Here is a 22,874-nt window from a genome sequence, read left to right as displayed (position 1 = left end):
TCGCCGAATCGGCCACCCAGGCGCACAACACCGAGGAGATTCCCATGACGGACCCCCAGCAGACAGCGCTGACACCGGAGCACATGGCCATCGAGTTGGCCTCCCAGCCCGAGGTTTGGGCGCGCGCCGCGGCGCTCACGGCCGAGCAGTCGCTGATGCCGGCCGCCGGGCAGAAGGTCGCCATCGTCGGTTGCGGCACCTCCTGGTTCATGGGCCAGGCCTACGCCGAGCTGCGCGAGCGCAGCGGCCAGGGCGTGACCGACGCGTACGCGGCATCCGAGGCCTTCGTCGACCGCGACTACGACGCGATCATCGCGCTGACCCGCTCCGGCACCACCTCAGAGGTGCTCGAGCTGGTGCGCGCCCAGCGCGGAGCGAAGCGCATCATCGGCATCGTCGGCGACGTGAACTCCCCCTTCGTCGACGACGTCGACGATCTGGTCAAGCTCCCCTTCGCCGACGAGCAGTCCGTCGTGCAGACCCGCTTCGCCACCACCGCCCTCACGTTCCTGCGCGCGTCGCTCGGCGAGAACCTGGACCAGGCCATCGCCGACGCCCAGACCGCCGTTGACGCCCCGCTCGACGAGGAGCTGCTCACCGCCGAGCAGTACACCTTCCTCGGCCGCGGCTGGACGGTGGGGCTCGCCCACGAGGCCGGCCTCAAGATGCGCGAGGCCTCGCAGTCCTGGACCGAGTCGTACCCGGCGATGGAGTACCGCCACGGCCCGATCGCAATCGCCGCCCCCGGCCGCGTCACCTGGATGTTCGGCGAGGCCCCGGTGGGGCTGGCGGCGGATGTCGCGCGCACCGGCGCACGCTTCGAGACGAGCTCGCTCGACCCTCTGGCCGACCTGATCCGCGCCCAGCGCGTCTCGCTGGAGCGCGCCCGCGCCAAGGGCCTGAACGCAGACGCACCCCGCAACCTCACGCGTTCTGTCATCCTGAGCGAGTGATTCCCGCTCCCATGCCCCCGCACCCGCTCGGCGCCGGTGCCGCCGTCGTCGCCTTCGACGTCGGCGGCACCGACACGAAGTCCGCACTGTTCGCCGGCGACGGCACCATGCTCGGGCTGACCCGCACACCGACGCCGCTTGCCGGCGCGGAGACCCCGAGCGCGGTCCTTGCCCTCGCGGCCGAGATCACCGCCCGGTATGCCCGTGAGTTCCCCGCCGTCGCCCCGCGCGCGGCGGGCATCATCGTGCCGGGCCTCGTCGACGATGAGAACGGCATCGGCGTGTTCGCCGCCAACCTGGGCTGGCGGGACGCGCCGTTCCGCGAGCTCGGCGTGGATCGCCTCGGCCTGCCCGTCGCCTTCGGCCATGACGTGCGCGGAGCCGGCGAGGCCGAGTTCCGCCTCGGGGCGGCCCGCGGCACGCAGGACGCCGCCGTCCTCGTGATCGGCACCGGTCTTGCCGGGGCCTTCTTCGTCGACGGCCGGCCGCACATCGCCGGCGGCTACGCCGGCGAGATCGGCCATTCCATCGTGGCGGACGGCCCCGACTGCTCGTGCGGCGGCCGCGGCCACCTGGAGGCGATCGCCTCGGCCGGCGCCATCGCGCGCCGCTACGCCGAGCGCAGCGGCACGCCCGCGGAAGGCGCCCGCGCCGTCTTGCAGCGCGCCCAGGCCGGCGACCCGCTCGCGCAGGCGGTCTGGGACGAGGCCGTGCACGCCCTGGCACTGGGCATCGCCCAGGTCATCACGATCATCGCGCCCGAGGTCGTCGTGCTCGGCGGCGGGCTCGCCCAGGCCGGACCCGCCCTGTTCGAGCCGCTTGAGGCGGCACTCGACGGCATGCTCACCTTTCACCGGCGGCCGCGCATCGTCGCCGCCCAGATCGGCGAGAATGCCGGACTCATCGGGGCGGCCCTGCGCGCCCGCGACCTGGTCCAGACGGAGCACACGGCATGATCATCACTGTGACCCCCAACGCCGCCCTCGACCTCACCTGGTGGGTGGACAGGATCGAGCCCGGCGCCACCCACCGGGTGCCGAGCGGCATGGCCCGTGCGGGCGGCAAGAGCCTCAACGTGGCGCGCGTCGCCGACCAGCAGGGCCTCGCCGTTCTCGCCATCGCGACCGCGGGCGGAACGACCGGGGCGGAACTCGAACTCGAACTGAGCGCGAGCGGCGTCCCGCACACCCTGGTTCCCGTCGCTGCGAGCACCCGGCGCTCCCTCGCCCTCTACGACGCGGGCGCAGACGAGACCAGCATCTTCAACGAGTACGGCGAGGACCACAGCGCCGCCGAGTGGGCCGAGCTCCTGGCCGCCGTCGACGATGCGCTTCCCGGCGCCAGCTGCCTGGTCGGCTCCGGCAGCCTGCCGCCCGGCGCCGACACCGACTTCTACCTCGAGCTGGTGCGCCGGGCCGCGGCGGCCGGCATCCCGAGCATCATCGACACCTCCGGCCCGGCCCTGCTCGCGGCCGCCGATGCGGGCGCCACGGTGCTCAAGCCGAACCGCGACGAGCTCGTCGCGGCCACGGACATCGCCGACCCGATCCGCGGCGCGCGCACCCTGATCGCGCGCGGCGCCCGGCTCGTGCTGCTCTCGCTCGGCAGCGCCGGCATGATCGCCGTCAGCGCCGATGACCCGTCCGGCTACCTGAGCGCCCGGCTGCCCGAGCCGCTGGCCGGCAACCCGACCGGGGCCGGCGACGCCGCCGTCGCCGCCGCCGCGAGCTGCTTCGCGGAGTCGCCGGGCACCACCCCGCCCACCGAGGCGATCCTGCGCCGGGCGACGGCGTGGTCGGCCGCCGCGGTGCTCATGCCGCTGGCCGGCGAGATCTCCCCCCTGCATGACGAGTTGTCGACCACCATCCGCATCGAACGCCACACGGAGACCCCCTCATGACGCTGACCCCGACCCGCACCCTGATGACGGATGCCGCGGCCGCCGGCACCGGCATCGGCGCGTTCAACGTGATCCACCTCGAGACGGCCGAGGCGCTGGTTGCCGCCGCCGAGGCCGCCGGGCTGCCCGTCATCCTGCAGATCTCGGAGAACTGCGCCCGCTACCACGGCGCGCTGGAGCCGATCGCCCTGGCCACGCTCGCCATCGCCGGGGCGTCCACCGCCCCGGTCGCCGTACACCTCGACCACGCCGAGGACGAGCAGCTCGCCCACCGGGCCATCGACCTCGGCTTCGGCTCCGTCATGTACGACGGGGCGCACCTGGCCTACGCCGAGAACGTCGCCATCACCGCGCGGGTCGTCGAGCGCGCGCACGCCGCCGGCGTCTACGTGGAGGCGGAGCTCGGCAAGGTCGGCGGCAAGGACGGCGCCCACGCCCCCGGCGTGCGCACGGACCCGGCCGAGGCGGCGGCGTTCGTCGCCGCCACCGGCGTGGACGCCCTCGCCGTGGCCGTCGGCTCCTCGCACGCGATGACGGAGCGCTCCGCCAGCCTCGACACCGCGCTGATCGCCGAGCTGCGCGCGGCGCTCGACGTGCCGCTCGTGCTGCACGGCTCCTCCGGGGCATCCGATGCGCAGATCCAGGCCGCCATCCGGGCCGGCATGACCAAGATCAACGTCTCCACGCACCTCAACGCGCACTTCACGGAGGCGCTGCGCGGCTACCTGAACGCCAACCCCGCCGTGGTCGACTCCCGCAGGTACATCGCCCCTGGCCGCGCGGCGGTCACCGCCGAGGCGGCCAGGCTGCTGGAACTGTTCGCCCTGCGCACCCCGACGGAGGTCTTCGCATGAACCGCGCCGAACGACTGAACGCCGTCCTGGACCTGCTCGCCGCCGACGGGCAGGTCGAGGTGGACGACATCGTCAGCCGACTGGACGTCTCGCCCGCCACCGCGCGCCGCGACCTGGACACACTGGCTGCGCAGAACCTCCTCACCCGCACCCGCGGAGGGGCGATCGGGCAGACCGTCGCCTACGACCTCCCGCTGCGCTACAAGCTGCAGCAGCACGCGGAGGAGAAGTCGGCGATCGCCAGGGCGGCCAGCGCCATGACGCCGCGCGGCGCCGTCGTCGGCCTCTCCGGCGGCACGACATCGACGGTGATCGCCTCCGCGCTCGGCATCCGGCCCGATCTGGCCGAGGCCGGCCCGCAGGCCAATCTGACCGTCGTCACCAACGCCATCAACATCGCCTCCCAGCTGGCGATGCGTCCGCAGATCAAGACGGTGATGACCGGCGGCGTCGTGCACGCGCGCTCCTACGAGCTGGTCGGCGACTACGCCGCGGCGGTGCTGAACAGCGTCACGCTGGACATCGCCTTCATCGGCGCGAACGGCCTCGACCCGGTGCTCGGCGCGACCACGCACGACGAGCGCGAGGCCAGCGTCAACCGGCTCATGGCCTCCCGGGCCGCCCGCGCCGTGCTTGTGACGGATTCCAGCAAGATCGGCAAGAAGGCCTTCGCCGCCATGGGCGACGCCCGGCTGTTCGGCACCGTCATCACCGACGCCGGAATCACCGCAGAACAGCGCGCCGCCTTGACCGAGCACGGATATGACGTGATCATCGCTCAGTGAGCACTAATGCCGTGAACCCGAATCCCCTCAGCCCCGCAACGATCGTCATCCACTCCGCCCGCCTCGTCACCGGCGGGCAGGTCACCGCTGACGCCTGGGTGGCGTTCTCCGGCGAGCGCGTGCTCGCCGTCGGCAGCGGGGACGGCTGGCGCGAGCTGGCGACCGCGGAGACCGCGGTCACCGACGCAGGCGGCCGCTGGCTCACCCCCGGCTTCGTCGACATCCACTGCCACGGCGCGGGCGGCGCCGCCTTCGACGACGGCATCGACGGCATCCGCGCCGCGCTCGCCGTGCACCGCGCGCACGGCACCACCCGCTCTGTCATCTCCTTCGTCACCAACACCGGCTCGGCGCTGCTCGGCAGCCTGCGCACCGTCGCGGAGCTGGCCTCGATCGACCCGCTGGTGCTCGGCTCGCACCTGGAGGGCCCGTTCCTCGACACCACCTACAAGGGCGCGCACAACGAGGCGCTGCTGCGCTCGGCGGCCCCCGCCGAGCTGGACGCGATGCTGGATGCCGCCTCTGGCACCCTCCGCCAGATCACCCTCGCCCCCGAGCTGCCGGGCGCGCAGGAGGCGATCGCCCGCCTCGTCGACGCGGGGGTCGCCGTCGCCGTCGGCCACACCGCCGCCGACTACGACCAGGCCCTCGCGGCCTTCGACGCCGGCGCCAGCATCCTGACCCATGCCTTCAACGGCATGCGCGGCATCCACCACCGCGCGCCGGGCCCCGTCGCCGCCGCCATGCACGCGGGTGGCGTCACGCTGGAGGTCATCAACGACGGCACCCACGTGCACCCGGAGGTCGTGCGGATGGCGTTCAACGCCGCCCCCGGCCGCATCGCGCTCATCACCGACGCCATGGCCGCGACTGGCTCGGCCGACGGCGACTACCTGCTCGGCGACCTCGCGGTGACCGTCACGGATGGCGTTGCCCGGCTCGTCGACGGCGGCTCCATCGCCGGTTCGACGCTCACCCTCGACGACGCGGTGCGCCGCGCGGTCACCGAGGTCGGCATCGACATCGAGACCGCGATCGCGGCGGTCACGGCTGTCCCCGCCCGCGCCATCGGGCGCGGCGACGACCTCGGCACGCTCGCGGCCGGGTTCGCCGCCGATGCGCTCATCCTGAACGACGACTTCACCGTTGCGGCCGTCTGGGCCGACGGGGCGCAGCTGGTCTGACGCGGTCCAGCTAGTGCGGGTGCACGTGCGGGCGCCTCGAGGTGACCAGCACGAGCACGAAGGAGAGCGCCAGGATGCCGACGAACACCCAGGGCAGCGCCTGCAGCCCCAGGGTGGCGTAGAGCGCCGCCCCGAGCAGCGCACCGCCGCCGATGCCGAGGTTGAACGCCGTCGTGTAGAAGGCCGCTGCGGCGTCCCTGATGCGGGCGGACGCCGTGTGCAGCAGGCGCGTGTTGAGCATCGGCGGCAGCGCGCCGAAGGCCACGCCCCAGAACAGGAACGCGGCGATGGCGAGCGCGGGCGTCTCGCTGAGCAGGGCGAGCGCGGCGACCCCGACGCCGACGCCGGCGAAGGCGATGAGCAGGCCGCGGGTCGGGTGCCGGCCGAGCACCGTGCCGGCGAGCAGGAGGCCGAGCGCGCCGGCGATGCCGTAGCCGAACAGCAGCGGGCCGACGGCCGCGGCATCCGCCCCGAGCACCTCGATCAGGTACGGCGCGATGTAGGTGTAGACCGCGTACTGGCCGATCATGACCACGCCGGTGACGACGCAGACCACGATCACGCCGACGAGGGTGGGGTCGCGGCGCACCGAGACGTGCTCGGCGCCGGCGGCCGGAGCGTGCCGGTGCTGCACGCCGGGCAGCAGCCGCCAGACCAGGAGGGCACCGAGGAGGGTGAGGCCGGCGATTCCGGCGAACGCCACTCGCCAGCCGAAGGCGTGCCCCAGCGCCGTGCCGAGCGGGACGCCGAGCACGAAGGCGAGCGAGCCGCCCGCCGTGGTGATGGCCACGGCGCGTGCCAGCTGCTCCTTGGGCACCAGGTGGCCGGCGTAGGCGCCGACGATGGACCAGAACAGCCCGTGCGCGGCGCCGCCGAGCACCCGGGTGGCGACGATGAACTCGTAGCTGGGGGCGATGGCCGTCAGCACGGCGGAGAGCGCGAGGATCACCAGCACCCCGACGAGCAGCGGTTGCCGCGGCAGTCGGCGGGTCAGGGCCATCAGCGGGGCGCTGGAGAGGACGACGGTGAAGGCGAAGACGCTGACGAGCAGGCCCACCTCTGGCTCGCTGGCGCCGAGCTCGGCGCTCATGTCGGGCAGGAGGCCCATCGGCAGCATCTCGATCGTGATCGAGAGGAACACCGCGACGGCCAGGGTGAGGAGGCCCACCCAGGGGAATGCGGGCGGCGCGTGGCGGGAGGGAGCAGTTTCAGTCATTCGTGATACCCATGAATGGCGTTCCCCGCTCGGCCTCGCGGGCGGAGGGGCGGGTCGACTACGCGCTGTTGTGCGCGCCCAGGGCCGTGTCAGATCGCACAGCCGCGTCCAGCCTAGGGCACGGGGCGCACCGCAGACAGGCGCCCCGGGTGGCTAGGCTGGAGGGATGGAGTTCGACGCCGCCCTCACGCCCCCGCCCGCCCAACACCACTGGGTGCTGACGCTCATCTGCGTCGACGGCCCCGGGATCGTGCACGCCATCAGCGGCGCCGTGGTGCAGGCCGGCGGCAACATCACCGAGAGCCAGCAGTTCGCCAGCAACGACACCGGCCGCTTCTTCATGCGCCTGCAGATCGAGACCCAGGCGGGGCGCGAGGTGCTCGAGGCGGCCCTGGCTCCCGTCGTGGCGCACTACGGCATGAACTGGCGGCTCGACGTCGTCGGCCGGCCGCTGCGCACCCTCGTGCTGGCCTCCACGGCCGCGCACTGCGTGAACGACATGCTGTTCCGCCAGCGGGCCGGTCTGCTGCCGGTGCACATCCCGCTCGTGCTCTCCAACCACAGCACCCTGCGCGACCTGGCCGGCTTCTACGGCGTGCCGTTCGAGGCCTACCCGGTGACGGATGCCGAGAGCAAGGCCGCCTTCGAGCAGCGCATCCTCCGCGCCGTCGAGGAGCACGAGATCGAGCTGGTCGTGCTGGCCCGCTACATGCAGATCCTCTCCCCCGAGCTGTGCACCGCCCTCGAGGGCCGCGCCATCAACATCCACCACAGCTTCCTGCCCGGCTTCAAGGGCGCCAACCCCTACAAGCAGGCGCACGCCCGCGGCGTCAAGCTGATCGGCGCGACGGCGCACTTCGTCACCAGCGACCTCGACGAGGGCCCGATCATCGAGCAGAACGTGGTGCGCGTCGACCACTCCCGCAGCGCCTCCGAGCTGGTCGCCATCGGCCAGGACGAGGAGAGCCGCACGCTCACCCAGGCCGTCAAGTGGTTCGCGGAGGACAGGGTGCTGCTGGACGGCGCCCGCACCATCATCTTCCGCTGATCCGGAGGCTGGGCCGCGCCGGTTAGGCTGGTGGGGTGACTGATACGCCCGACACCCCCAGCCCGACGGCATCCGCGGCCCCTCGCGTGACCCCGAACGACATCATCCGGTTCATCCTCGAGGTCGTCGCGGTGATCTCGCTCGCGATCTGGGGCCTCACGATGTGGCCGATGCCCTGGCCGGGCGTCGCCTTCGCCATCGGCGCGCCGCTGATCGCGATCCTGCTCTGGGCCCTCTTCCTCTCGCCCAAGGCCGTGTTCCAGGTGGATGCCTTCGGCCGCGCCCTGTTCGAGATCATCGTGATGGGTTCTGTCGCCCTGGCCTGGTGGAGCATGGGCCTGCCCATCGTCGCCGGCGCCTTCGCCCTGCTGGCCACCGTCAGCGGCGTGATCAACGGCCGCAGCCGCCTCTAGGCGGCACCCGACGCGAAACACGAAGCCCCGCATCTCGAGGAGATGCGGGGCTTCTGCGTGCGTGGGCCGGCGGCCTAGAGCTCTTCCCAGTCGAAGCGGGTGTTCCAGACGTGGCGGTAGTAGTCGCTGTTGGCGAGCTTGGAGGCGGCGCCCTCGTCGATGATCACCGTGGCGTGCGGGTGCAGCTGGATCACCGAGCCCGGCTGGCTGGCCGACACGGGGCCCTCGACGGCGGCGGCGATGGCGTCGGCCTTGGCCTCGCCGAAGGCCAGCAACACCAGGTGGCGCGCCCGCAGGATCGTGCCGAGGCCCTGCGTGATGCAGTGCACGGGCACGTCGTCGATCGAGTCGAAGAAGCGCGCGTTGTCGATGCGGGTCTGCTCGGTGAGGGTCTTGGTGCGGGTCAGCGAGGTCAGCGAGGAGCCGGGCTCGTTGAAGCCGATGTGCCCGGTGCGGCCGATGCCGAGGATCTGCAGGTCGATGCCGCCCGCGGCGAGGATCGCCGCCTCGTACTCGTCTCCTGCGGTTTGGATGCCGTCCAGCGCGCCGTTCGGCACGTGCACGAGGTCCGGGTTCAGGCCGAGCGGCTGCACGACCTCCCTGTTGATCACGGAGCGGTAGCTCTCCGGGTGGCCGACCGGGATGCCGACGTACTCGTCGAGGGCGAAACCGCGTACCGCGCTCAGGTCGACGGGCTGTGCCGCGACCTTGGCGGCCAACGCCTGGTAGCTCGACAGCGGGGTCGAGCCCGTTGCCAGCCCGAGCACGGCATCCGGGGTGCGTCCGACGAGGCGCAGGATCGCGTCGGCAACCAGCTCGCCTGCGGCATCTGCGTTCGGGACAATGACGATTTCAGCCACGTATTATTTCACTCCTACTAATGCCGCGCCGAAGGCAGCGGCGGGAAATCCGATGGGGATGAGCCGCACCCGCTCCGCCAGGGCCAGGGAGGCCAGGAACGGCGAGCTCACCGACCAGTCTGCCAGTACGCCGCGCACACCGCGAAGCAACGGCTCACCGATGGCGCTCAAACCGCCGCCGATCACGACTCGGTCCACATCGACGGTGAGTACCAGCGCACGCACCCCGGCGGCCACCCCCTCGAAGAAGGTGCGCTGCACCGCGAGCGCCGCGGCGTCGCCGGCCGCCGCCAGCTCGAACAGCTCGAGCACCGGGTACTCCGCATCGCTCGGCCACATTCGGGTTATGGCCGATCCGGATGCGACAGTCTCCAGGCAGCCCACCTGGCCGCAGCCGCAGAGCACCCCGCGCGGGTCCATCGGCAGGTGGCCGATCTCGCCGGCCGTGCCGGTGGCGCCGCGCAGCAGCACCCCGTTCTGCACGATGCCGGCGGCGAGCCCGGTGCCGAGGTTCAGGTAGGCCATGCTGCCGCCGAGCAGCTCGCCGGAGGCCGTGGCGCCGTCGATGCTCAGCTGGTGAGCGCCGAGCGCGGCCGCCTTCACGTCGTTCTCCACGCGCACGGGGACGCCGACCCGGTCGCCCAGCTCGCGGCCGAGCGCGAGCTCGGAGACACCGAGGTTCACGGCGTGCGAGACGACGCCGTTCGCGTTGTCCACGGCGCCGGGGATGCCGACGCCGATCGAGGTGAACGCGGAGACGTCGAGGCCCGCGCGCTCGGCGAGCGCACGCACGCTGGCCTCCGCGCTGTCCAGCACGGCCCGCGCGCCGAACCCCGTCGCCCGCCGGAGCGGCTCGCCGAAGCTGCCGTTGTCGGCGACGGCGATTGCGGCGGTCTTCGTTCCGCCGATGTCGATGCCGATCCTCACGCCGCGCGCTCCTCCGCCGGGGCGCCGAGCAGCTCCAGGAGAGCACGGCCGAGCAGCCGGGAGGCACCGAAGGTGGCGATGTCGGCGTAGGCCCGGTCGTCGGAGGGCCAGCCCATGTCGACGACGAGCACGTCGGCGCCGCTGGCCCGGATCGCGTCGATCGCGGCGCGGGCGAAGGCATGCCGATGGTTGTCCTTGCCGATGACGACGACGCGGCCGGCCAGGCCGGTCGGCGTCTGGCCTCCCTCTGCCACGATCTGCACGCTCTGCTCGGCCCAGGCGGGGCCGGGGTCCGTGCCGAGTGCAGCGAACGGGCCCCACGGCGCGACGCCGACGGCGATGTTCGCCTCGGTGTCGATCCGCACGACGCTGCCCGGCTCGCCGCCGGCGAGCCAGCGCGCTGCGGCATCCGACACGTCGAAGGTGGCGGCCACGCGGGCGGCGGCCAGCGTCGGGTCCAGCTCGGTGTCGACGGGGGCCGGGATCGGCACAGTCGCCTCCAGCTCGAGGCCCTCCTCGGCCAGGCGGATGACGCGGCCCGCGGCCTCGGCGATGCGCCCGGCCCCGATGCGCCCGGCCTCGTGCGCCGCCAGCACGGCGGCCTCGATCTCGCCCAGCTGCGCGTCGGTGTTCTCGGTTCCGATGCAGAGCAGGTCGCAGCCGGCGTCGAGGGCCAGCACGGCTGCCTCCGCGATGCCGTGCTCGCCGCTGGCGCCCTTCATGTCGAGGGCGTCCGTGACGATGACGCCGCCGAAGCCGAGCTCCTCGCGGAGCAGGCCCTGCAGGATGGTGCGCGAGAAGGTGGCCGGTCGCTCGGCGTCCAGCTGTGGCAGCAGGATGTGCGAGCTCATGATGGTGCGCGCCCCGGCGGCGATGGCCGCGCGGAACGGGACGAGCTCGCGCTCGCGCAGCTCGGCGGCGCTCCGGTCGATCACGGGCAGTGCGAGGTGAGAGTCGACGGCTGTGTCGCCGTGCCCCGGGAAGTGCTTGGCGCTGACGGCGACACCGGTCTGCTGGTGGCCGCGCACCCAGGCGGCGCCGTGTGCGGCCACCGTCTCGGGGTCGGCGCCGAAGCTCCGCACGCCGATGACGGGGTTGTCGGCATTCGAGTTGATGTCGATCGAGGGGGCGAAGTTGAGCGTGCAGCCGGCCCGGCGCAGCTCCCAGCCGACCAGCCTGGCCACGTCCTCGGTGTGGGAGAGGTCGTCGCCGCGACCGAGCACGGCCGCTCCGGGGTAGGGCGAGCCCACCGCGTAGTAGAGCCGGGTGACATCGCCGCCCTCCTCGTCGATGGCGATGACGGCCAGCGGGTTGGCGGCGCGGATCTCGGCGGTCAGGGCACGCAGCTGCGGCATCGACTCGATGTTGATTCCGAAGAGGCACACCCCGCCGAGTCCGCCGCGGAGGCGCTCTGCGAGCCACTCCGGCAGCGTGGTCCCGACGAATCCGGGCAGCAAAGTTCTGGCGATCTGGCTCCGCAGGGTGTCCTGCCGGCTCAGACCGCGGTCGATCGACGTCATCCCTTGACCGCTCCGCTGACGAGTCCGCTGGTCATGCGGCCCTGGACGATGAGGAAGAAGATGATGACGGGCACGGCCACGAGAGTCGATGCGGCCATGACCTGGCCCCAGTCGGTCTCCCGGGTGGCGCTGGCCTGGATGAAGCCGCGCAGCCAGAGCGGCAGCGTCTGCATCGCCTCGGCCGGCAGCAGCACCAGCGCGACGGTGAACTCGTTCCACGCCTGCAGGAAGGCGAAGACACCGGATGCCACGAGCCCGGGGGCCAGCAGCGGGAAGGTGATGCGCAGGAAGGCCTGGGTGCGGCTCAGGCCGTCGACCATGGCGGCCTCTTCGAGGTCGGCCGGGATGCCGGCGACGAAGCCGCGCAGCATCCAGATCGTGAACGGCACAACAGCGGCCGTGTAGATGACGCTGAGCCCGATGACCGAGTTCAGCAGCCCGACGCTGGCCACCATCTTGTACTGCGCGATGAACAGGCCCTCGGCCGGCAGCATCTGCACGATGAGCACGGCGAGGACGAACCTCTTGCGCCCCTTGAACCGGAAGCGGCTGATGGCCACGGCGGCGAGGAAGGCGAAGAGCAGGCAGAAGAACACCGCGATGAGGGTGACCGAGAGGCTGATGCCGAGGGCGGAGAAGAACGTGCCGTCAGCGAGCGTGTTGGCGTAGTTGTTCAGCGAGCCGTTGACCGGGAAGAACGTCGGGATGAAGGACTGCAGCGTGCGGTTGGGCAGCAGCGAGGAGTTGATCATCCAGTAGACCGGGAAGACCCAGCCGAGGGCGATCACGATGGCCAGGACCGAGTAGATCACACGGCTGACGCGGAGCGGGCGGCGGGTGCGCGCCTTGGCGGCACGACCAGTCTGACCGGTGGTCAGGAGCTGCGTCTGGTTGGGAGTGGTTGCGGTGGTCATGACTGTTCGTCCTCCTTGAGAAGGCTACGCACGTAGTACCAGCTGATCGCGACGGTGAGCAGGAGCACGAAGATGGAGACGGCGGAGGCCATGCCGAAGTCCTGCGAGCCGGCGCCGAGCTTGTAGATGTAGGTGCCGAGCAGGTCGAACTCGGCGGCGCGCGAGCCGGCATCCTGCAGCATCGTGATCTGGGTGAACACCCGCAGGTCCCAGATGAGCTGCAGCAGCAGCACGATGGCGATCACGGGGCGGATCATCGGCATGATGATGAAGCTCAGGCGCTGCCAGGCGCTGGCGCCGTCGAGCTGGGCCGCCTCGAGCACCTCGTCGGAGACCTGGGTGAGGCCGGCGTACACCGAGAAGGCGACGAAGGGCACAGACATCCAGACGACGATGATGCAGGCGACCATGAAGAAGGTGAAGGGGTTCTCGAGCCAGGCGAAGCGGTTCATCTCCACGCCGGGAATCATGTCGAGCAGGTAGTTGACGACGCCGCGGCGGCGGTCGAACAGCCAGATCCACACGGTCATCGCGGCGACGACGGGCATGGCCCAGGCCAGCAGCAGCGAGATCTGCAGCGTGAGGCGCACGACCTTGCCGACGGCGGTCATCAGCACCGCCAGCAGCAGGCCGATCGCGAGGGTGATGAAGGCGGTGACGGCCATGAACACGAGCGAGCGCACGACGACGCCCCACATGTCGGGGTTGGTCGCCAGGGAGAGGTAGTTCTCGAACCCGACGAACGGCGCCGGCTGGCCGAACTGCTGGGACAGGCCGAACTTCTGGAAGGACGTGATGGTCTGCCAGATGAGCGGGTAGCCCATGCCGATGAGGAGGATGACGACGGATGGGATGAGGAGCAGGTAGGGCGTTGGCAGGCGGCGCCGGGGTTTGGCGACCTGGCGATCCTTCTGCGCGGCCTTCTCCGGAGCGGTGGCGACGGTTGAGCTCATGGTCTCATCCTCCTTTCAATGCGAGGTAAATGCGATGGCGTGAGTGGAAGGGGCCGCGGGAGGTTGCTCCCGCGGCCCCAGGTGTTGCAAGTGGTGCGTGGTGGTGCAGTCGCTGCTAGTTGAGCAGCGCGGTGATCTTCTCGTCGTACTCAGCGGAGAGCGCCTTGATGTCGCCACCGGCGGAGACCTTGCCGAAGAACTCCTCGAGCAGTGCGGCACCCTCGACAGCTGCCCAGCCGGGAGCGGCGGGGGTCAGCTTGGAGGAGGCAGCGGACTCGATGAGCGCTGCGGCGAACTGGTCGTCGCCGAGGGCCGAGGCGTAGTCCAGGTTGGCAGGGCCGAGGCCGTTCTCGCCGAGGAGCGTCTGGTACTCCGGGGAGAAGACGATCTTCAGCAGCTCGCGGGAGCCTTCCTGGTTCTTGCTGGCCGCCGAGATGGCGATGTTCGAGCCACCGGCGAAGACGGGGGCTGCGCCGCCGTCGACACCCGGGAGCACGAAGGTGCCGAACACGTCGTCGTTCCAGGTCGCGACCATCTTGGTTGCGTCCTTCGGGTCGGCGGCGAGGTCACCGATGGACCAGTGAGCCCAGCCCGGAGCGATGATGGTCGCGGCCTCGGGAGCGCCGGTCGCCTCGTTGTTGTTGATGTTGACCCACGGGGTGCTGTCGAACTCGGTCGCGGGTGCGAGGGATGCGCCAGCGAAGAGCTCGGCGAACTGCGTGATGCCCTTCTGGGTGTTCTCGGAGGAGAGGGTGGAGACCCACTTGTCGCCGTCCTTCTCCGCGAGCTCTCCGCCGTTGGCGAAGATCCAGGAGATGGCGTTGCGCCAGTCGGAGCCGCCGATGTAGAAGCCGGACTGGCTGTCGGTGCGGAGCGCCTTCACGGTCTCGTCGAACTCGGCGAGGGTGGTGGGGACGGTCTTGCCCGCGGCCGCCCAGATGTCCTTGCGGTAGAAGTTGTACCGCGAGCCGAAGTAGTACGGCAGCGCGTAGTTGGCGCCGTCGACCTTGCCGACCTCGACGAAGGACTGGATCAGCTTGTCGCCGCCCAGCTCGGGGACCAGGTCGCTGACGTCGCTGAACGCGCCCACGTTGGTGAACGTCGGGGACCAGGTGTTGCCGATCTCGACGACGTCGGGCGTGTTCGCCGCGTCGGGCAGCGAGGTGGTGAGCTTGGCGAGGGCGTCGCCCCAGCCCTGCTCCTCGATCGTGAGGGTGCCGCCGGTGGCATCCTTGTACTCGGTCTTGAGGTAGTCGCGCAGTGCGTCAGGGGTGTCGCCACCCATCAGCCACAGCGTGATGTTCTGACCTTCGGCGGAGCCGCCAGTGTTACCGCCCTCGTTGCCGGTGGTTGCGCTGCAACCAGCAAGAACGAGTGCCGCTGCGGTGCCCAGTGCGAGGGCTGCATACCTTCTCTTCATTGCGGATTCCTTACTCTTGGTTGGGTGTGGTGCTGCGAGACGGGGTCTCTATGAAACCCCGAGTTGTCCTGAGAGGACCATGACAGCCGCGCCGCGCAGAACAATGTCGTCCTGTGCCAGCGAGGTCATCCGGAGGGCGAGATCACCAGTGAACTCGGCCATCGTTCGCTTCCGGAGTGTCTCGATGGTTGCTGTTGCCAGCGGGCCATCAAGCAGTTCCGTCGGGCCGCTCAACACAATCTCCGAGAGGTTGAGTGCTCCGACGACGGGGGCCAGGATGATGCCGAGCCGGCGACCTGCCTCCCGAAGAATGAGTTCGCGCGCGGCGGCCTGCTCGGCCTCCGTGCCCGTGGTCGCCGCGAGTTGCTCGGTCAGGCGGGGAACGCTCAACCAGGCCTCGAGGCAGCCGATCTTGCCGCATGCGCAGGCGGGTCCGCCGTCGGTGCCGATCACGACGTGCCCGATCTCGCCGGCCGCGGAGTGGCTGCCGTAGAAGGGGCGCCCGCCGAGGATCAGGCCGGCACCGACACCGGCGCCCACCTTGACCAGCATGACGTCGCCGCTGGCGCGGCCGAAGCTGTGCTCGGCGAGCACGGCGACGTCGGCGTCGTTGGCCACGAGGACGGGGATGTCGAAGCGCTCACGCAGCATCGCCTGCAGCGGGAGCCGGGTCCAGGCCAGGTTGGGCGCGGTGAGCACGGTGCCGTCGGCGTCGACGATGCCGGGCGATCCGACGCCGATGCCGAGCAGCGGCGCCGTGGCGCGCAGCATGAGCCCCTCGATCAGGCCGACGACCGCGGCAAGCGCGTCGTCGCCGGTGCGCCCGGCCCGGTCGGCGTTCTCGCGGTCCAGCACGGTGCCGTCCAGGTCGAGCAGGGCGGCGCGCAGGTGCTGGTCGGAGAGGTCGACACCGATGATCTGGAAGGCGGCGCGGTCGATGTCGATCATCGTGGCCGGCTTGCCGGGGCGGGCCGCCTCGCGCTGTCCCAGCTCGATGACGAAGCCGTCCTGCATCAGGCCGGCGACGAGGTCGGAGATGGTGACCCGGGTCAGCCCGGTTTCACGCGACACGTCGGCGCGGCTCTGCGGTCCCTGCCGGTACAGCGTCTGCAGGACGAGCGAGCGATTGTGGCCGCGGGCATGCTCCGGCAACACCTTTGCGGTGGGCCTGAGGATGCGCCCATGACTGGGCTGCGTTGCGGTCATGTTTGTTAGTAAAGCTTACGAACAAACAATGTGCAAGCCCGTTCTCGAAAAACCTCCCGCGGTTATCGATTCGTGATGTTGCCGGCCGGCGCGAGCTCCGGCCGGGCGTCGGGCAGGCTCCACCGGGCGTCGCGGCGCATCCCGATCGCCCGCAGCGCGTTCAGGATCGTCACGAGGTCCACCACCTCCTGCAGGCCGGCGCCCACCGTGGCCGGGATCAGGCCGAACGCGGCGATCAGCATGAGCACCACACTGAACGCGATGCCGATCCAGATGCTCTGCAGGGCGATGCGCATGGTGTCCTGGCCGATCTGCACCGCCCGGGCCGCGCGCGCGATGTCGTCGACCATGATGACGACGTCGGCGGACTCGCTCGCCGCGGTCGCCCCCTTCGCCCCCATCGCGATGCCGACGTCGGCGGCGGCCAGCACCGGGGCGTCGTTCACCCCGTCGCCCACCATGATCACGGGCCGCTCGGTGATGGCGCGCACCGCGACGACCTTGTCCTGCGGCAGGCATTCCGCCTGCACCCGGGTGATGCCGAGCTGCTCGGCCACGTGCTCGGCGGTCGACTGGGCGTCCCCGGTCAAGATCATGCTGTCCCGCACGCCGAGTTCACGGAGCGCCGCGATCGTGGCGGCGGCGTTGCCCCGCACGCTGTCGCTGGCGACGATGGACCCGGCGAAGCGGCCGTCGACGGCGACCGCGATCGAGAGCTCGCCGCCGGAGAGCTCCGTCGCCCGGGCATCCGGGGCCGCAGCCCGCACGAAGCTCAGCTTCCCGATGGTCACCACGCGGCCGTCGATCGTGGCGACGACGCCGTGCGTGGCCACCTCGCGGGCCGTCTCGGCCGGCCGGAGGGCGAGGCCGCGCTCCTCGGCGGCGCGCATGATGGACGCCGCGAGGACGTGCGAGGAGTACTGCTCGGCGGATGCCGCGAGCGCCAGCACCTCGTCGGCGTCGAAGCCGGGCGCCGGGCGCACGGCGGTCAGGCTCGGCGTCCCGTGCGTCAGGGTCCCGGTCTTGTCGAACACCACGGTGCGGGCGCGGGCCAGTTTCTCGAGCACCCCGCCGCCCTTGACGATCACGCCGTTGCGGGCGCCCCTGCTCATGCCGCCCATGAAGGCGACGGGGGCGGCGATCAGCAGCGGGCAGGGCGTGGCCACGACGAGCACCTCCGCGAAGCGCACCGGGTCGCCGCTGACCGCCCAGGCGATGCCAGCCAGGGCGAGCGAGAACAGGGTGAACGGCACAGCGTAGCGGTCGGCCAGGCGCACGACGGGGGCCTTGCTCTCCCCCGCAGCCGCGACGAGGGCGACGATCTGCTGGTACTGGCTGTTCTCGGCCGTCGCGGTGGCCCGGATCTGCAGCGCGGCCTGCCCGTTGACGGAGCCGCTCAGCACCGCGTCGCCGGCGCCGCGCTCCACCGGGATGCTCTCGCCGGTGAGCGAGGACTCGTCGAAGACGCCGCCCTGCTCCAGCAGCACGCCGTCGACGGGCACGATCTCGGCCGGGCGCAGCAGCAGGGTGTCGCCGACGGCGACCTGGCTGACGGGGATCTCCTCGATGCCGCCGCCCGGCAGCACCCGGTGGGCGGACTGCGGCGACTTCGCGAGCAGGGCGTTGAGCTCGCGCTTGGCGCGGCCCGCCGCGTAGTCCTCGAGGGCCTCCCCGCCCGTGAGCATGAGCACGATGACGATGCTCGCCACGTACTCGTTGACCAGCACCGTCGCGATGATGGCGGTGACGGCGAGGATGTCGAGGCCCCAGTGGCCGCGCATGATGTCGCGGACCATCTGCACGGCCTGCATGACGGCCACGACCAGGGCGAAGCCGCTGAACAGCCAGCGCACGAGGTTCGTCGGCTCGGCTCCCCAGCCGGCCGCCCAGAGCAGGACGCCCACGACGATGACGAGCAGCGTCGTGGCGAGCAGGGGGTAGCGGCGGGCGTGAGTGCGTATCCAGGCCATGCGTCGAGTCTGGCGGATGGGGCCGGGCGCCGCCAGCAAGCGCAGGCTGCCCTCTGCCGGCGACGCGGGGCCGGCTGGCGTGAAACACCAGGGGGTCGGATGCCGCGGCATCCGACCCCCTGGGTCACATCAGGCTGTGTCGCTTACGCGAGGCGGGCCTTGAGGTTGTTCGCGATCTCAGCGAGGAACTCCTCGGTGGTCTGGTAGCCCTGCTCCGGGCCGACCAGGAGCGCGAGGTCCTTGGTCATCTTGCCGCTCTCGACGGTCTTGATGACGACGTCTTCGAGCGTTGCGGCGAACTCGATGAGGGCCTGGTTGCCGTCGAGCTTTCCACGGTGGTTCAGGCCACGGGTCCACGCGAAGATCGAAGCGATCGGGTTGGTGGAGGTGGGCTTGCCCGCCTGGTGCTGGCGGTAGTGACGGGTCACGGTGCCGTGGGCGGCCTCGGCCTCGACGACCTTGCCGTCCGGCGTGGCCAGAACGCTGGTCATCAGGCCGAGCGAGCCGAAGCCCTGCGCGACGGTGTCGGACTGGACGTCGCCGTCGTAGTTCTTGCAGGCCCAGACGTAGCCGCCCTCCCACTTCATGGCCGAGGCGACCATGTCGTCGATGAGGCGGTGCTCGTAGGTGAGGCCGGCAGCGTCGAAGCGCTCCTTGAACTCGGCCTCGAAGATCTCCTGGAAGATGTCCTTGAAGCGACCGTCGTAGGCCTTGAGGATGGTGTTCTTGGTCGACAGGTAGACCGGGTAGTTGCGGGTCAGGCCGTAGTTCAGCGAGGCGCGGGCGAAGTCGCGGATCGACGCGTCCTGGTTGTACTGCACCTGGGCGATGCCGTCGTCGGGTGCGTCGTAGACCTCGAACTTCATCGGCTCTGAGCCGTCTTCCGGCGTGAACTCAACCGTGAGCTTGCCCTTGCCCTTGAACACGAAGTCCGTGGCGCGGTACTGGTCGCCGAAGGCGTGACGGCCGATGATGATCGGCTTGTTCCAGCCCGGGACCAGGCGCGGGATGTTGCTGATGATGATGGGCTCGCGGAAGATGACGCCGCCGAGGATGTTGCGGATGGTGCCGTTGGGCGACTTCCACATCTTCTTCAGGCCGAACTCCTCGACGCGGGCCTCGTCGGGCGTGATCGTGGCGCACTTGACGCCGACGCCGTGCTTCTGGATCGCGTGCGCGGCGTCGATCGTGATCTGGTCATTGGTCTCGTCACGCTTCTCGATGCCGAGGTCGTAGTACTCGAGGTTCACGTCGAGGTACGGGTGGATCAGCGTGTCCTTGATGGCCTGCCAGATAATGCGGGTCATCTCGTCGCCGTCGAGTTCGACGACTGTGCCTTCAACCTTGATCTTTGACAATGGGGTCTCCTTGCAAGAAGTGGGGGGCCGAGCGGCCTCGACAATCTTAGCCGAGACGGGCAACTGTCTCGACATCGAGAGATTAGCTCAACTACCCCGAATGGGGTTCGGCGGGTTAGCCTAAGGCCATGGCTGAATTGCGACTCGAAGAACTGTCCGCCTCGAACGTCGTCGCGGCGAACAACCTGAGCCTGAAGCCTGGCCAGGAGCAGTTCATCACGCCCGTCTCCTACTCTGCCGAGACCGCCGTGCTCACCCCGGGCGCCGCCTGGCAGCGCGTCGTGCTGCAGGACCAGAAGGTCGTCGGATTCATCCACGGCAACTTCGACCCGGAGAACGAGCGCGAGGAGTTCCGCGCCTGCATCTGGCGCATCAACGTCGATGCAGAGGCCCAGGGCAAGGGCGTCGGCCGGTTCGCGGCCAAGGCGCTCGCTGCCGAGGCGAAGAAGCGCGGCGTCGACCGCATCACGGTGATGTGGGAGCCGGGCGAGACCGGCCCGGAGGCCTTCTTCCACCGCATCGGCTTCGTCGACATCGGCGAGACACAGTACGGCGACGTCATCGGCGCCCTCGAGATCTCCTAGCCCGCACCGCCACCGTGCCGGTCCCCGACCGCGGCTTCGCCGAGGCAGTGCTGGCCGTCGTCGACGACATCCCGGCCGGGCAGGTGCTGAGCTACGGCGACCTTGCGGCGCTGCTCGGTTCTCGCGGCGCGCGCGCCGTCGGCCAGGTGATGGCTTACTACGGCTCGGCGTCGCCCTGGTGGCGCGTGCTCCGCGCCGGCGGTCACCCGCCCCGCGGCCTGGCCGCGCGCGCCCTTCCGCACTACGCGGCCGAGGGCACCCCGCTGATCACGACGACCACCGAGGACGGCTACCGGGTCGACTACGCCGCCGCGCGCTGGCGGCCCTGACCGGCGTCAGCGCGCCTCGGGTGCGCCGGCCAGCGGGATCCACGCCATCACCGTGGTGCCGTGCTCCGGCACGCTCTGCAGCTCCACCCGGCCGCCGAGCGCCTCGACCCGGTCGATGAGGCCGAGTAGGCCGCTGCCCTCGCCGAGCGATGCGCCGCCGCGGCCGTCATCCGCCACCTCGATCACCAGCTCGCTCGCGCTGGCCGTCACCGCGACGCGGCCGGAGCGCGCCTCGGCGTACTTGGCGATGTTGGTCAGGCACTCCGACACGAAGAAGTAGACGGTCGCCTCCACGACGGCGGGGGGCCGGCTCTCGATCACCAGCGAGGTCTCGATCGGCACCGGCGAGTGGGCGACGAGCTCCGGAACCGCCGTGGCCAGGCCGCCGACGGTGAGCGAGGTGGGGTGGATGCCGCGGGCCAGCTCGCGCAGCTGCTTGAGCGCGGCCGAGAGCTGCCCCAGGGCCGCGTCGAGGTCGTCGGCGATGTCGTGCTGTCCGAGCTGCTCGGCCCGGCCAGACGCCATCCGCAGCCGGAGGGCGAGCGCCACCAGCGACTGCTGGGAGCCGTCGTGCAGATCGCGCTCGATCTGCCGCCGGGCCTCCACGCCCGCGTCGACGATGCGCAGGCGGGACTCGCGCACCTCCCGCAGGGTCGCCTCCAGCTCATCACGCAGCCGCGTGTTGTCCACGCTCAGCCGGAGTGCCGTCGAGACGGCCGCCAGCAGCTTCGAGTTCTCGCTCAGCGCCCGGTCGTGCCGGATCACGGCGAGCGGCCCGTCCGGGGTGTTGATCGGCAGCAGCGCCCCCTGCCGGTGCTCCCCCAGCCCATCCGGCCCGGCGCTCGGCGTCGCCGCCCGGCCGTGCGAGTCGACGTAGCGGGAGTCCGACTCCTCCCACCAGTACACCCGGAGCGAGGGGTCGCGGAGGGTGTCGGCCAGGATCGCCTGCCACAGGGTGCGGTCGACGCCGTCCCGGGTGATCACCATCAGGTCGGATACCCGGCCGCGCAGGCCGAGCAGGTAGCTGAGGCCGGCGACGAAACCGATCGGCACGGCCGCGGTGGCGGCGAGCGAGATATAGCCGAGCACCTCCAGCACGGTGCTGCCCAGGGAGTAGACGAGGGTCTCGTAGGCAATCGCCGCCGCCCAGAGCACGAGGGCCACGGGCATCACGAAGGCGATGTGCCTGGCCGGGGTGCTGCCGCGCAGCCAGCGGCCGGCCACGACCACGACGATGAGCAGGATGAGCGCGACGCCGAACAGCCGGAAGGCGCGGTCGACGAAGACGAAGATCTCGTCGCCGTCCACGATCGCGTACGGGTTCAGCGCGACGTTGCGGCTGCCGTCGACCGGCTGGTTGAACAGCAGCGCGCAGACGAAGCGGATCGAGACGCCGATCGATGCCGCAACGGCGATGCCGACATCGACGGGCCCGTGCAGCTTGCCGGCCGGGTAGATCAGCACGATCGCCCCGACCAGCACCGCCCAGACGAGCTCGAGGCCGTCCAGCACCGGCCACAGCCAGCCGATCTGCTGGGTGGCGGAGATGAAGGTCGGCGGCAGCCAGAGGAAGGCCACGGCGATCATGACGCGGCCGGGCACGGGCGAGTCGGCACTGCGCCAGGCGACCCAGGCGCACACCGCGTAGCAGAGCCCGACCGCCGTGTGCATGACCGTGTAGGAGGCGGCCCAGCTCGGCACGCGGGCATCGGCGAGTGATCCGACGACCTCCGTGAAGAACACCACGGCAACGGCCAGCCAGACCAGCAGGAGCCGCCCCCACGGCACGGCCGCGGTCACGGCCCGAGCAGCCGCAACACGGCGAGCACGCGCCGGTGCTCCCCCGGTGAGTCGTCGATGCCGAGCTTGGCCATGATGCTGCCGATGTGCGTCTCCACCGTCTTCAGGCTGAGGAAGAGGGCGCTGGCGATGCCGCCGTTGGACTTGCCCTGCGCCATCAGCGTGAGCACCTCGCGCTCGCGCGGGGTCAGCGTGCTGAGCGCACTGGCGCTCGGTGTGCCGACCAGGTGCGCGACGACCTCGGGATCGACGACGGAGCCGCCGCCCGCCACCGTCTTGACGGCGTGCACGAACGACTCCGGGTCGGCGATGCGGTCCTTCAACAGGTAGCCGGTTCCGCCCCCGACGCTCATCGCCCGAATCGCGTAGGAGGGCGTCGCGTACATCGAGAGCATCAGCACGCCCACGTTCGAACCGGCCGCGCGCAGCTGCTCGAGGGCGATCAGCCCCTCGTCGGTGTGGGTGGGCGGCATCCGGATGTCGAGGACGACCGCGTCGAGCTGTTGCTCCTCGACGAGCTCGTTCAGCCCGGCCGCGCTGTCCAGCGAGGCCACGACGTCGAGGCCGTGCCCGAGCAGGACCGTCTCGATCCCGCTGCGCAGCAGCAAGGAGTCATCCGCGATCGCGACGCGCAGCGGAGCCTTCTCGACACCCGGAACAGAATCCGCAGCCACCGGCAA

The 22,874-nt window shown here is 71.0% G+C and carries 22 protein-coding genes; 10 read left to right on the top strand and 12 right to left on the bottom strand.

Features of this window, described 5'->3' with window-relative positions; all coding sequences use genetic code 11:
- Nucleotides 1-44: 44 nt before the first annotated feature.
- Genes BLT62_RS05495 through nagA form a run of 6 tightly spaced genes read left to right on the top strand, consistent with a single transcriptional unit; the run spans nt 45 to nt 5,676 of the window.
- Nucleotides 45-953, top strand: coding sequence for an SIS domain-containing protein (locus BLT62_RS05495; RefSeq protein WP_083363155.1), 909 nt, complete (start codon nt 45-47; stop codon nt 951-953).
- Nucleotides 950-1,909: an ROK family protein gene (locus BLT62_RS05490; RefSeq protein ID WP_231919359.1), complete on the top strand. Its 960-nt coding sequence runs from the start codon at nt 950-952 to the stop codon at nt 1,907-1,909. The genes BLT62_RS05495 and BLT62_RS05490 overlap by 4 nt, the downstream gene beginning before the upstream one ends.
- Complete coding sequence (locus BLT62_RS05485; protein WP_083363153.1) at nt 1,906-2,853, top strand: 1-phosphofructokinase family hexose kinase; 948 nt, start codon at nt 1,906-1,908, stop codon at nt 2,851-2,853. Before BLT62_RS05490 ends, BLT62_RS05485 begins: the two co-directional genes overlap by 4 nt.
- Entirely contained in the window at nt 2,850-3,707 is an 858-nt protein-coding gene (locus BLT62_RS05480; protein WP_083363152.1) for a class II fructose-bisphosphate aldolase, read from the top strand. The genes BLT62_RS05485 and BLT62_RS05480 overlap by 4 nt, the downstream gene beginning before the upstream one ends.
- A complete protein-coding gene (locus BLT62_RS05475) occupies nt 3,704-4,492 on the top strand; it encodes a DeoR/GlpR family DNA-binding transcription regulator (RefSeq protein ID WP_083363151.1) in 789 nt (262 codons plus the stop codon). Before BLT62_RS05480 ends, BLT62_RS05475 begins: the two co-directional genes overlap by 4 nt.
- Nucleotides 4,489-5,676, top strand: coding sequence for an N-acetylglucosamine-6-phosphate deacetylase (nagA, locus tag BLT62_RS05470; protein WP_231919358.1), 1,188 nt, complete (start codon nt 4,489-4,491; stop codon nt 5,674-5,676). Before BLT62_RS05475 ends, nagA begins: the two co-directional genes overlap by 4 nt.
- Before the next feature lie 10 nt (nt 5,677-5,686).
- Here nagA and BLT62_RS05465 read toward each other — a convergent pair whose 3' ends face one another.
- The gene (locus tag BLT62_RS05465; RefSeq protein WP_083363149.1) at nt 5,687-6,892 is read right to left on the bottom strand and encodes an MFS transporter; all 1,206 of its coding nucleotides are present in this window, start codon (nt 6,890-6,892) and stop codon (nt 5,687-5,689) included.
- A 166-nt stretch (nt 6,893-7,058) separates the two neighbouring features.
- On the opposite strand from BLT62_RS05465, the gene purU reads away from it, so the two are divergent.
- Entirely contained in the window at nt 7,059-7,940 is an 882-nt protein-coding gene (gene purU, locus BLT62_RS05460; protein ID WP_083363148.1) for a formyltetrahydrofolate deformylase, read from the top strand.
- A 35-nt stretch (nt 7,941-7,975) separates the two neighbouring features.
- Nucleotides 7,976-8,353: a YrdB family protein gene (locus BLT62_RS05455; RefSeq protein WP_231919357.1), complete on the top strand. Its 378-nt coding sequence runs from the start codon at nt 7,976-7,978 to the stop codon at nt 8,351-8,353.
- Between the two features lie 74 nt (nt 8,354-8,427).
- Here the strand turns inward: BLT62_RS05455 and BLT62_RS05450 are convergent, their stop codons facing one another.
- The 9 genes from BLT62_RS05450 to BLT62_RS05410 form a co-directional block, all read right to left on the bottom strand.
- Nucleotides 8,428-9,213 (bottom strand): glucosamine-6-phosphate deaminase, encoded by a 786-nt coding sequence (locus BLT62_RS05450; protein WP_083363146.1) that lies wholly within the window; start codon nt 9,211-9,213, stop codon nt 8,428-8,430.
- Nucleotides 9,214-9,216: 3 nt separating this feature from the next.
- Entirely contained in the window at nt 9,217-10,140 is a 924-nt protein-coding gene (locus BLT62_RS05445) for an ROK family protein (protein ID WP_083363145.1), read from the bottom strand.
- Complete coding sequence (gene nagZ, locus BLT62_RS05440; RefSeq protein WP_083363144.1) at nt 10,137-11,660, bottom strand: beta-N-acetylhexosaminidase; 1,524 nt, start codon at nt 11,658-11,660, stop codon at nt 10,137-10,139. Before nagZ ends, BLT62_RS05445 begins: the two co-directional genes overlap by 4 nt.
- Nucleotides 11,657-12,574: a carbohydrate ABC transporter permease gene (locus BLT62_RS05435; RefSeq protein ID WP_083363143.1), complete on the bottom strand. Its 918-nt coding sequence runs from the start codon at nt 12,572-12,574 to the stop codon at nt 11,657-11,659. The genes nagZ and BLT62_RS05435 overlap by 4 nt, the downstream gene beginning before the upstream one ends.
- Nucleotides 12,571-13,527: a carbohydrate ABC transporter permease gene (locus BLT62_RS05430; protein WP_083363142.1), complete on the bottom strand. Its 957-nt coding sequence runs from the start codon at nt 13,525-13,527 to the stop codon at nt 12,571-12,573. Before BLT62_RS05430 ends, BLT62_RS05435 begins: the two co-directional genes overlap by 4 nt.
- A gap of 115 nt (nt 13,528-13,642) precedes the next feature.
- The gene (locus tag BLT62_RS05425; RefSeq protein WP_083363141.1) at nt 13,643-14,947 is read right to left on the bottom strand and encodes an extracellular solute-binding protein; all 1,305 of its coding nucleotides are present in this window, start codon (nt 14,945-14,947) and stop codon (nt 13,643-13,645) included.
- Between the two features lie 48 nt (nt 14,948-14,995).
- Nucleotides 14,996-16,153, bottom strand: a complete 1,158-nt coding sequence (locus BLT62_RS05420) for an ROK family transcriptional regulator (protein WP_083363140.1) — start codon at nt 16,151-16,153, stop codon at nt 14,996-14,998.
- 62 nt (nt 16,154-16,215) lie between these two features.
- Nucleotides 16,216-18,123, bottom strand: a complete 1,908-nt coding sequence (locus BLT62_RS05415; protein ID WP_083363139.1) for a heavy metal translocating P-type ATPase — start codon at nt 18,121-18,123, stop codon at nt 16,216-16,218.
- A 143-nt stretch (nt 18,124-18,266) separates the two neighbouring features.
- A complete protein-coding gene (locus tag BLT62_RS05410) occupies nt 18,267-19,481 on the bottom strand; it encodes an NADP-dependent isocitrate dehydrogenase (RefSeq protein WP_083363138.1) in 1,215 nt (404 codons plus the stop codon).
- Nucleotides 19,482-19,609: 128 nt separating this feature from the next.
- Here BLT62_RS05410 and BLT62_RS05405 point away from each other — a divergent pair, with 128 nt between their 5' ends.
- Nucleotides 19,610-20,065, top strand: coding sequence for a GNAT family N-acetyltransferase (locus BLT62_RS05405; RefSeq protein ID WP_083363137.1), 456 nt, complete (start codon nt 19,610-19,612; stop codon nt 20,063-20,065).
- A gap of 14 nt (nt 20,066-20,079) precedes the next feature.
- Nucleotides 20,080-20,394 carry an MGMT family protein gene (locus BLT62_RS05400; protein WP_083363136.1) on the top strand — a complete coding sequence of 105 codons (315 nt, stop codon included), beginning with the start codon at nt 20,080-20,082 and terminating at the stop codon, nt 20,392-20,394.
- Between the two features lie 6 nt (nt 20,395-20,400).
- On the opposite strand, the gene BLT62_RS05395 is transcribed toward BLT62_RS05400, so the two are convergent.
- Both BLT62_RS05395 and BLT62_RS05390 read right to left on the bottom strand, forming a co-directional pair.
- Nucleotides 20,401-22,194: a sensor histidine kinase gene (locus tag BLT62_RS05395; protein ID WP_083363135.1), complete on the bottom strand. Its 1,794-nt coding sequence runs from the start codon at nt 22,192-22,194 to the stop codon at nt 20,401-20,403.
- Nucleotides 22,191-22,868 (bottom strand): response regulator transcription factor, encoded by a 678-nt coding sequence (locus BLT62_RS05390; RefSeq protein ID WP_231919356.1) that lies wholly within the window; start codon nt 22,866-22,868, stop codon nt 22,191-22,193. The genes BLT62_RS05395 and BLT62_RS05390 overlap by 4 nt, the downstream gene beginning before the upstream one ends.
- Nucleotides 22,869-22,874 lie beyond the last annotated feature (6 nt).

Source organism: Microterricola viridarii, assembly GCF_900104895.1.
GTDB lineage: Bacteria > Actinomycetota > Actinomycetes > Actinomycetales > Microbacteriaceae > Microterricola > Microterricola viridarii.
The sequence above is the reverse complement of the archived record's forward strand: the minus strand, read 5'-3'. Positions and strand labels throughout refer to the sequence as shown.

Bases quoted from the DNA above. Each gene is read 5' to 3' on its own strand.
- BLT62_RS05495 (WP_083363155.1), top strand. From the start codon at position 45: ATGACGGACCCCCAGCAGACAGCGCTGACACCGGAGCACATGGCCATC.
- BLT62_RS05485 (WP_083363153.1), top strand. From the start codon at position 1,906: ATGATCATCACTGTGACCCCCAACGCCGCCCTCGACCTCACCTGGTGG.
- BLT62_RS05480 (WP_083363152.1), top strand. From the start codon at position 2,850: ATGACGCTGACCCCGACCCGCACCCTGATGACGGATGCCGCGGCCGCC.
- BLT62_RS05475 (WP_083363151.1), top strand. From the start codon at position 3,704: ATGAACCGCGCCGAACGACTGAACGCCGTCCTGGACCTGCTCGCCGCC.
- BLT62_RS05465 (WP_083363149.1), bottom strand. From the start codon at position 6,892: ATGACTGAAACTGCTCCCTCCCGCCACGCGCCGCCCGCATTCCCCTGG.
- purU (WP_083363148.1), top strand. From the start codon at position 7,059: ATGGAGTTCGACGCCGCCCTCACGCCCCCGCCCGCCCAACACCACTGG.
- nagZ (WP_083363144.1), bottom strand. From the start codon at position 11,660: ATGACGTCGATCGACCGCGGTCTGAGCCGGCAGGACACCCTGCGGAGC.
- BLT62_RS05435 (WP_083363143.1), bottom strand. From the start codon at position 12,574: ATGACCACCGCAACCACTCCCAACCAGACGCAGCTCCTGACCACCGGT.
- BLT62_RS05430 (WP_083363142.1), bottom strand. From the start codon at position 13,527: ATGAGCTCAACCGTCGCCACCGCTCCGGAGAAGGCCGCGCAGAAGGAT.
- BLT62_RS05425 (WP_083363141.1), bottom strand. From the start codon at position 14,947: ATGAAGAGAAGGTATGCAGCCCTCGCACTGGGCACCGCAGCGGCACTC.
- BLT62_RS05420 (WP_083363140.1), bottom strand. From the start codon at position 16,153: ATGACCGCAACGCAGCCCAGTCATGGGCGCATCCTCAGGCCCACCGCA.
- BLT62_RS05415 (WP_083363139.1), bottom strand. From the start codon at position 18,123: ATGGCCTGGATACGCACTCACGCCCGCCGCTACCCCCTGCTCGCCACG.
- BLT62_RS05405 (WP_083363137.1), top strand. From the start codon at position 19,610: ATGGCTGAATTGCGACTCGAAGAACTGTCCGCCTCGAACGTCGTCGCG.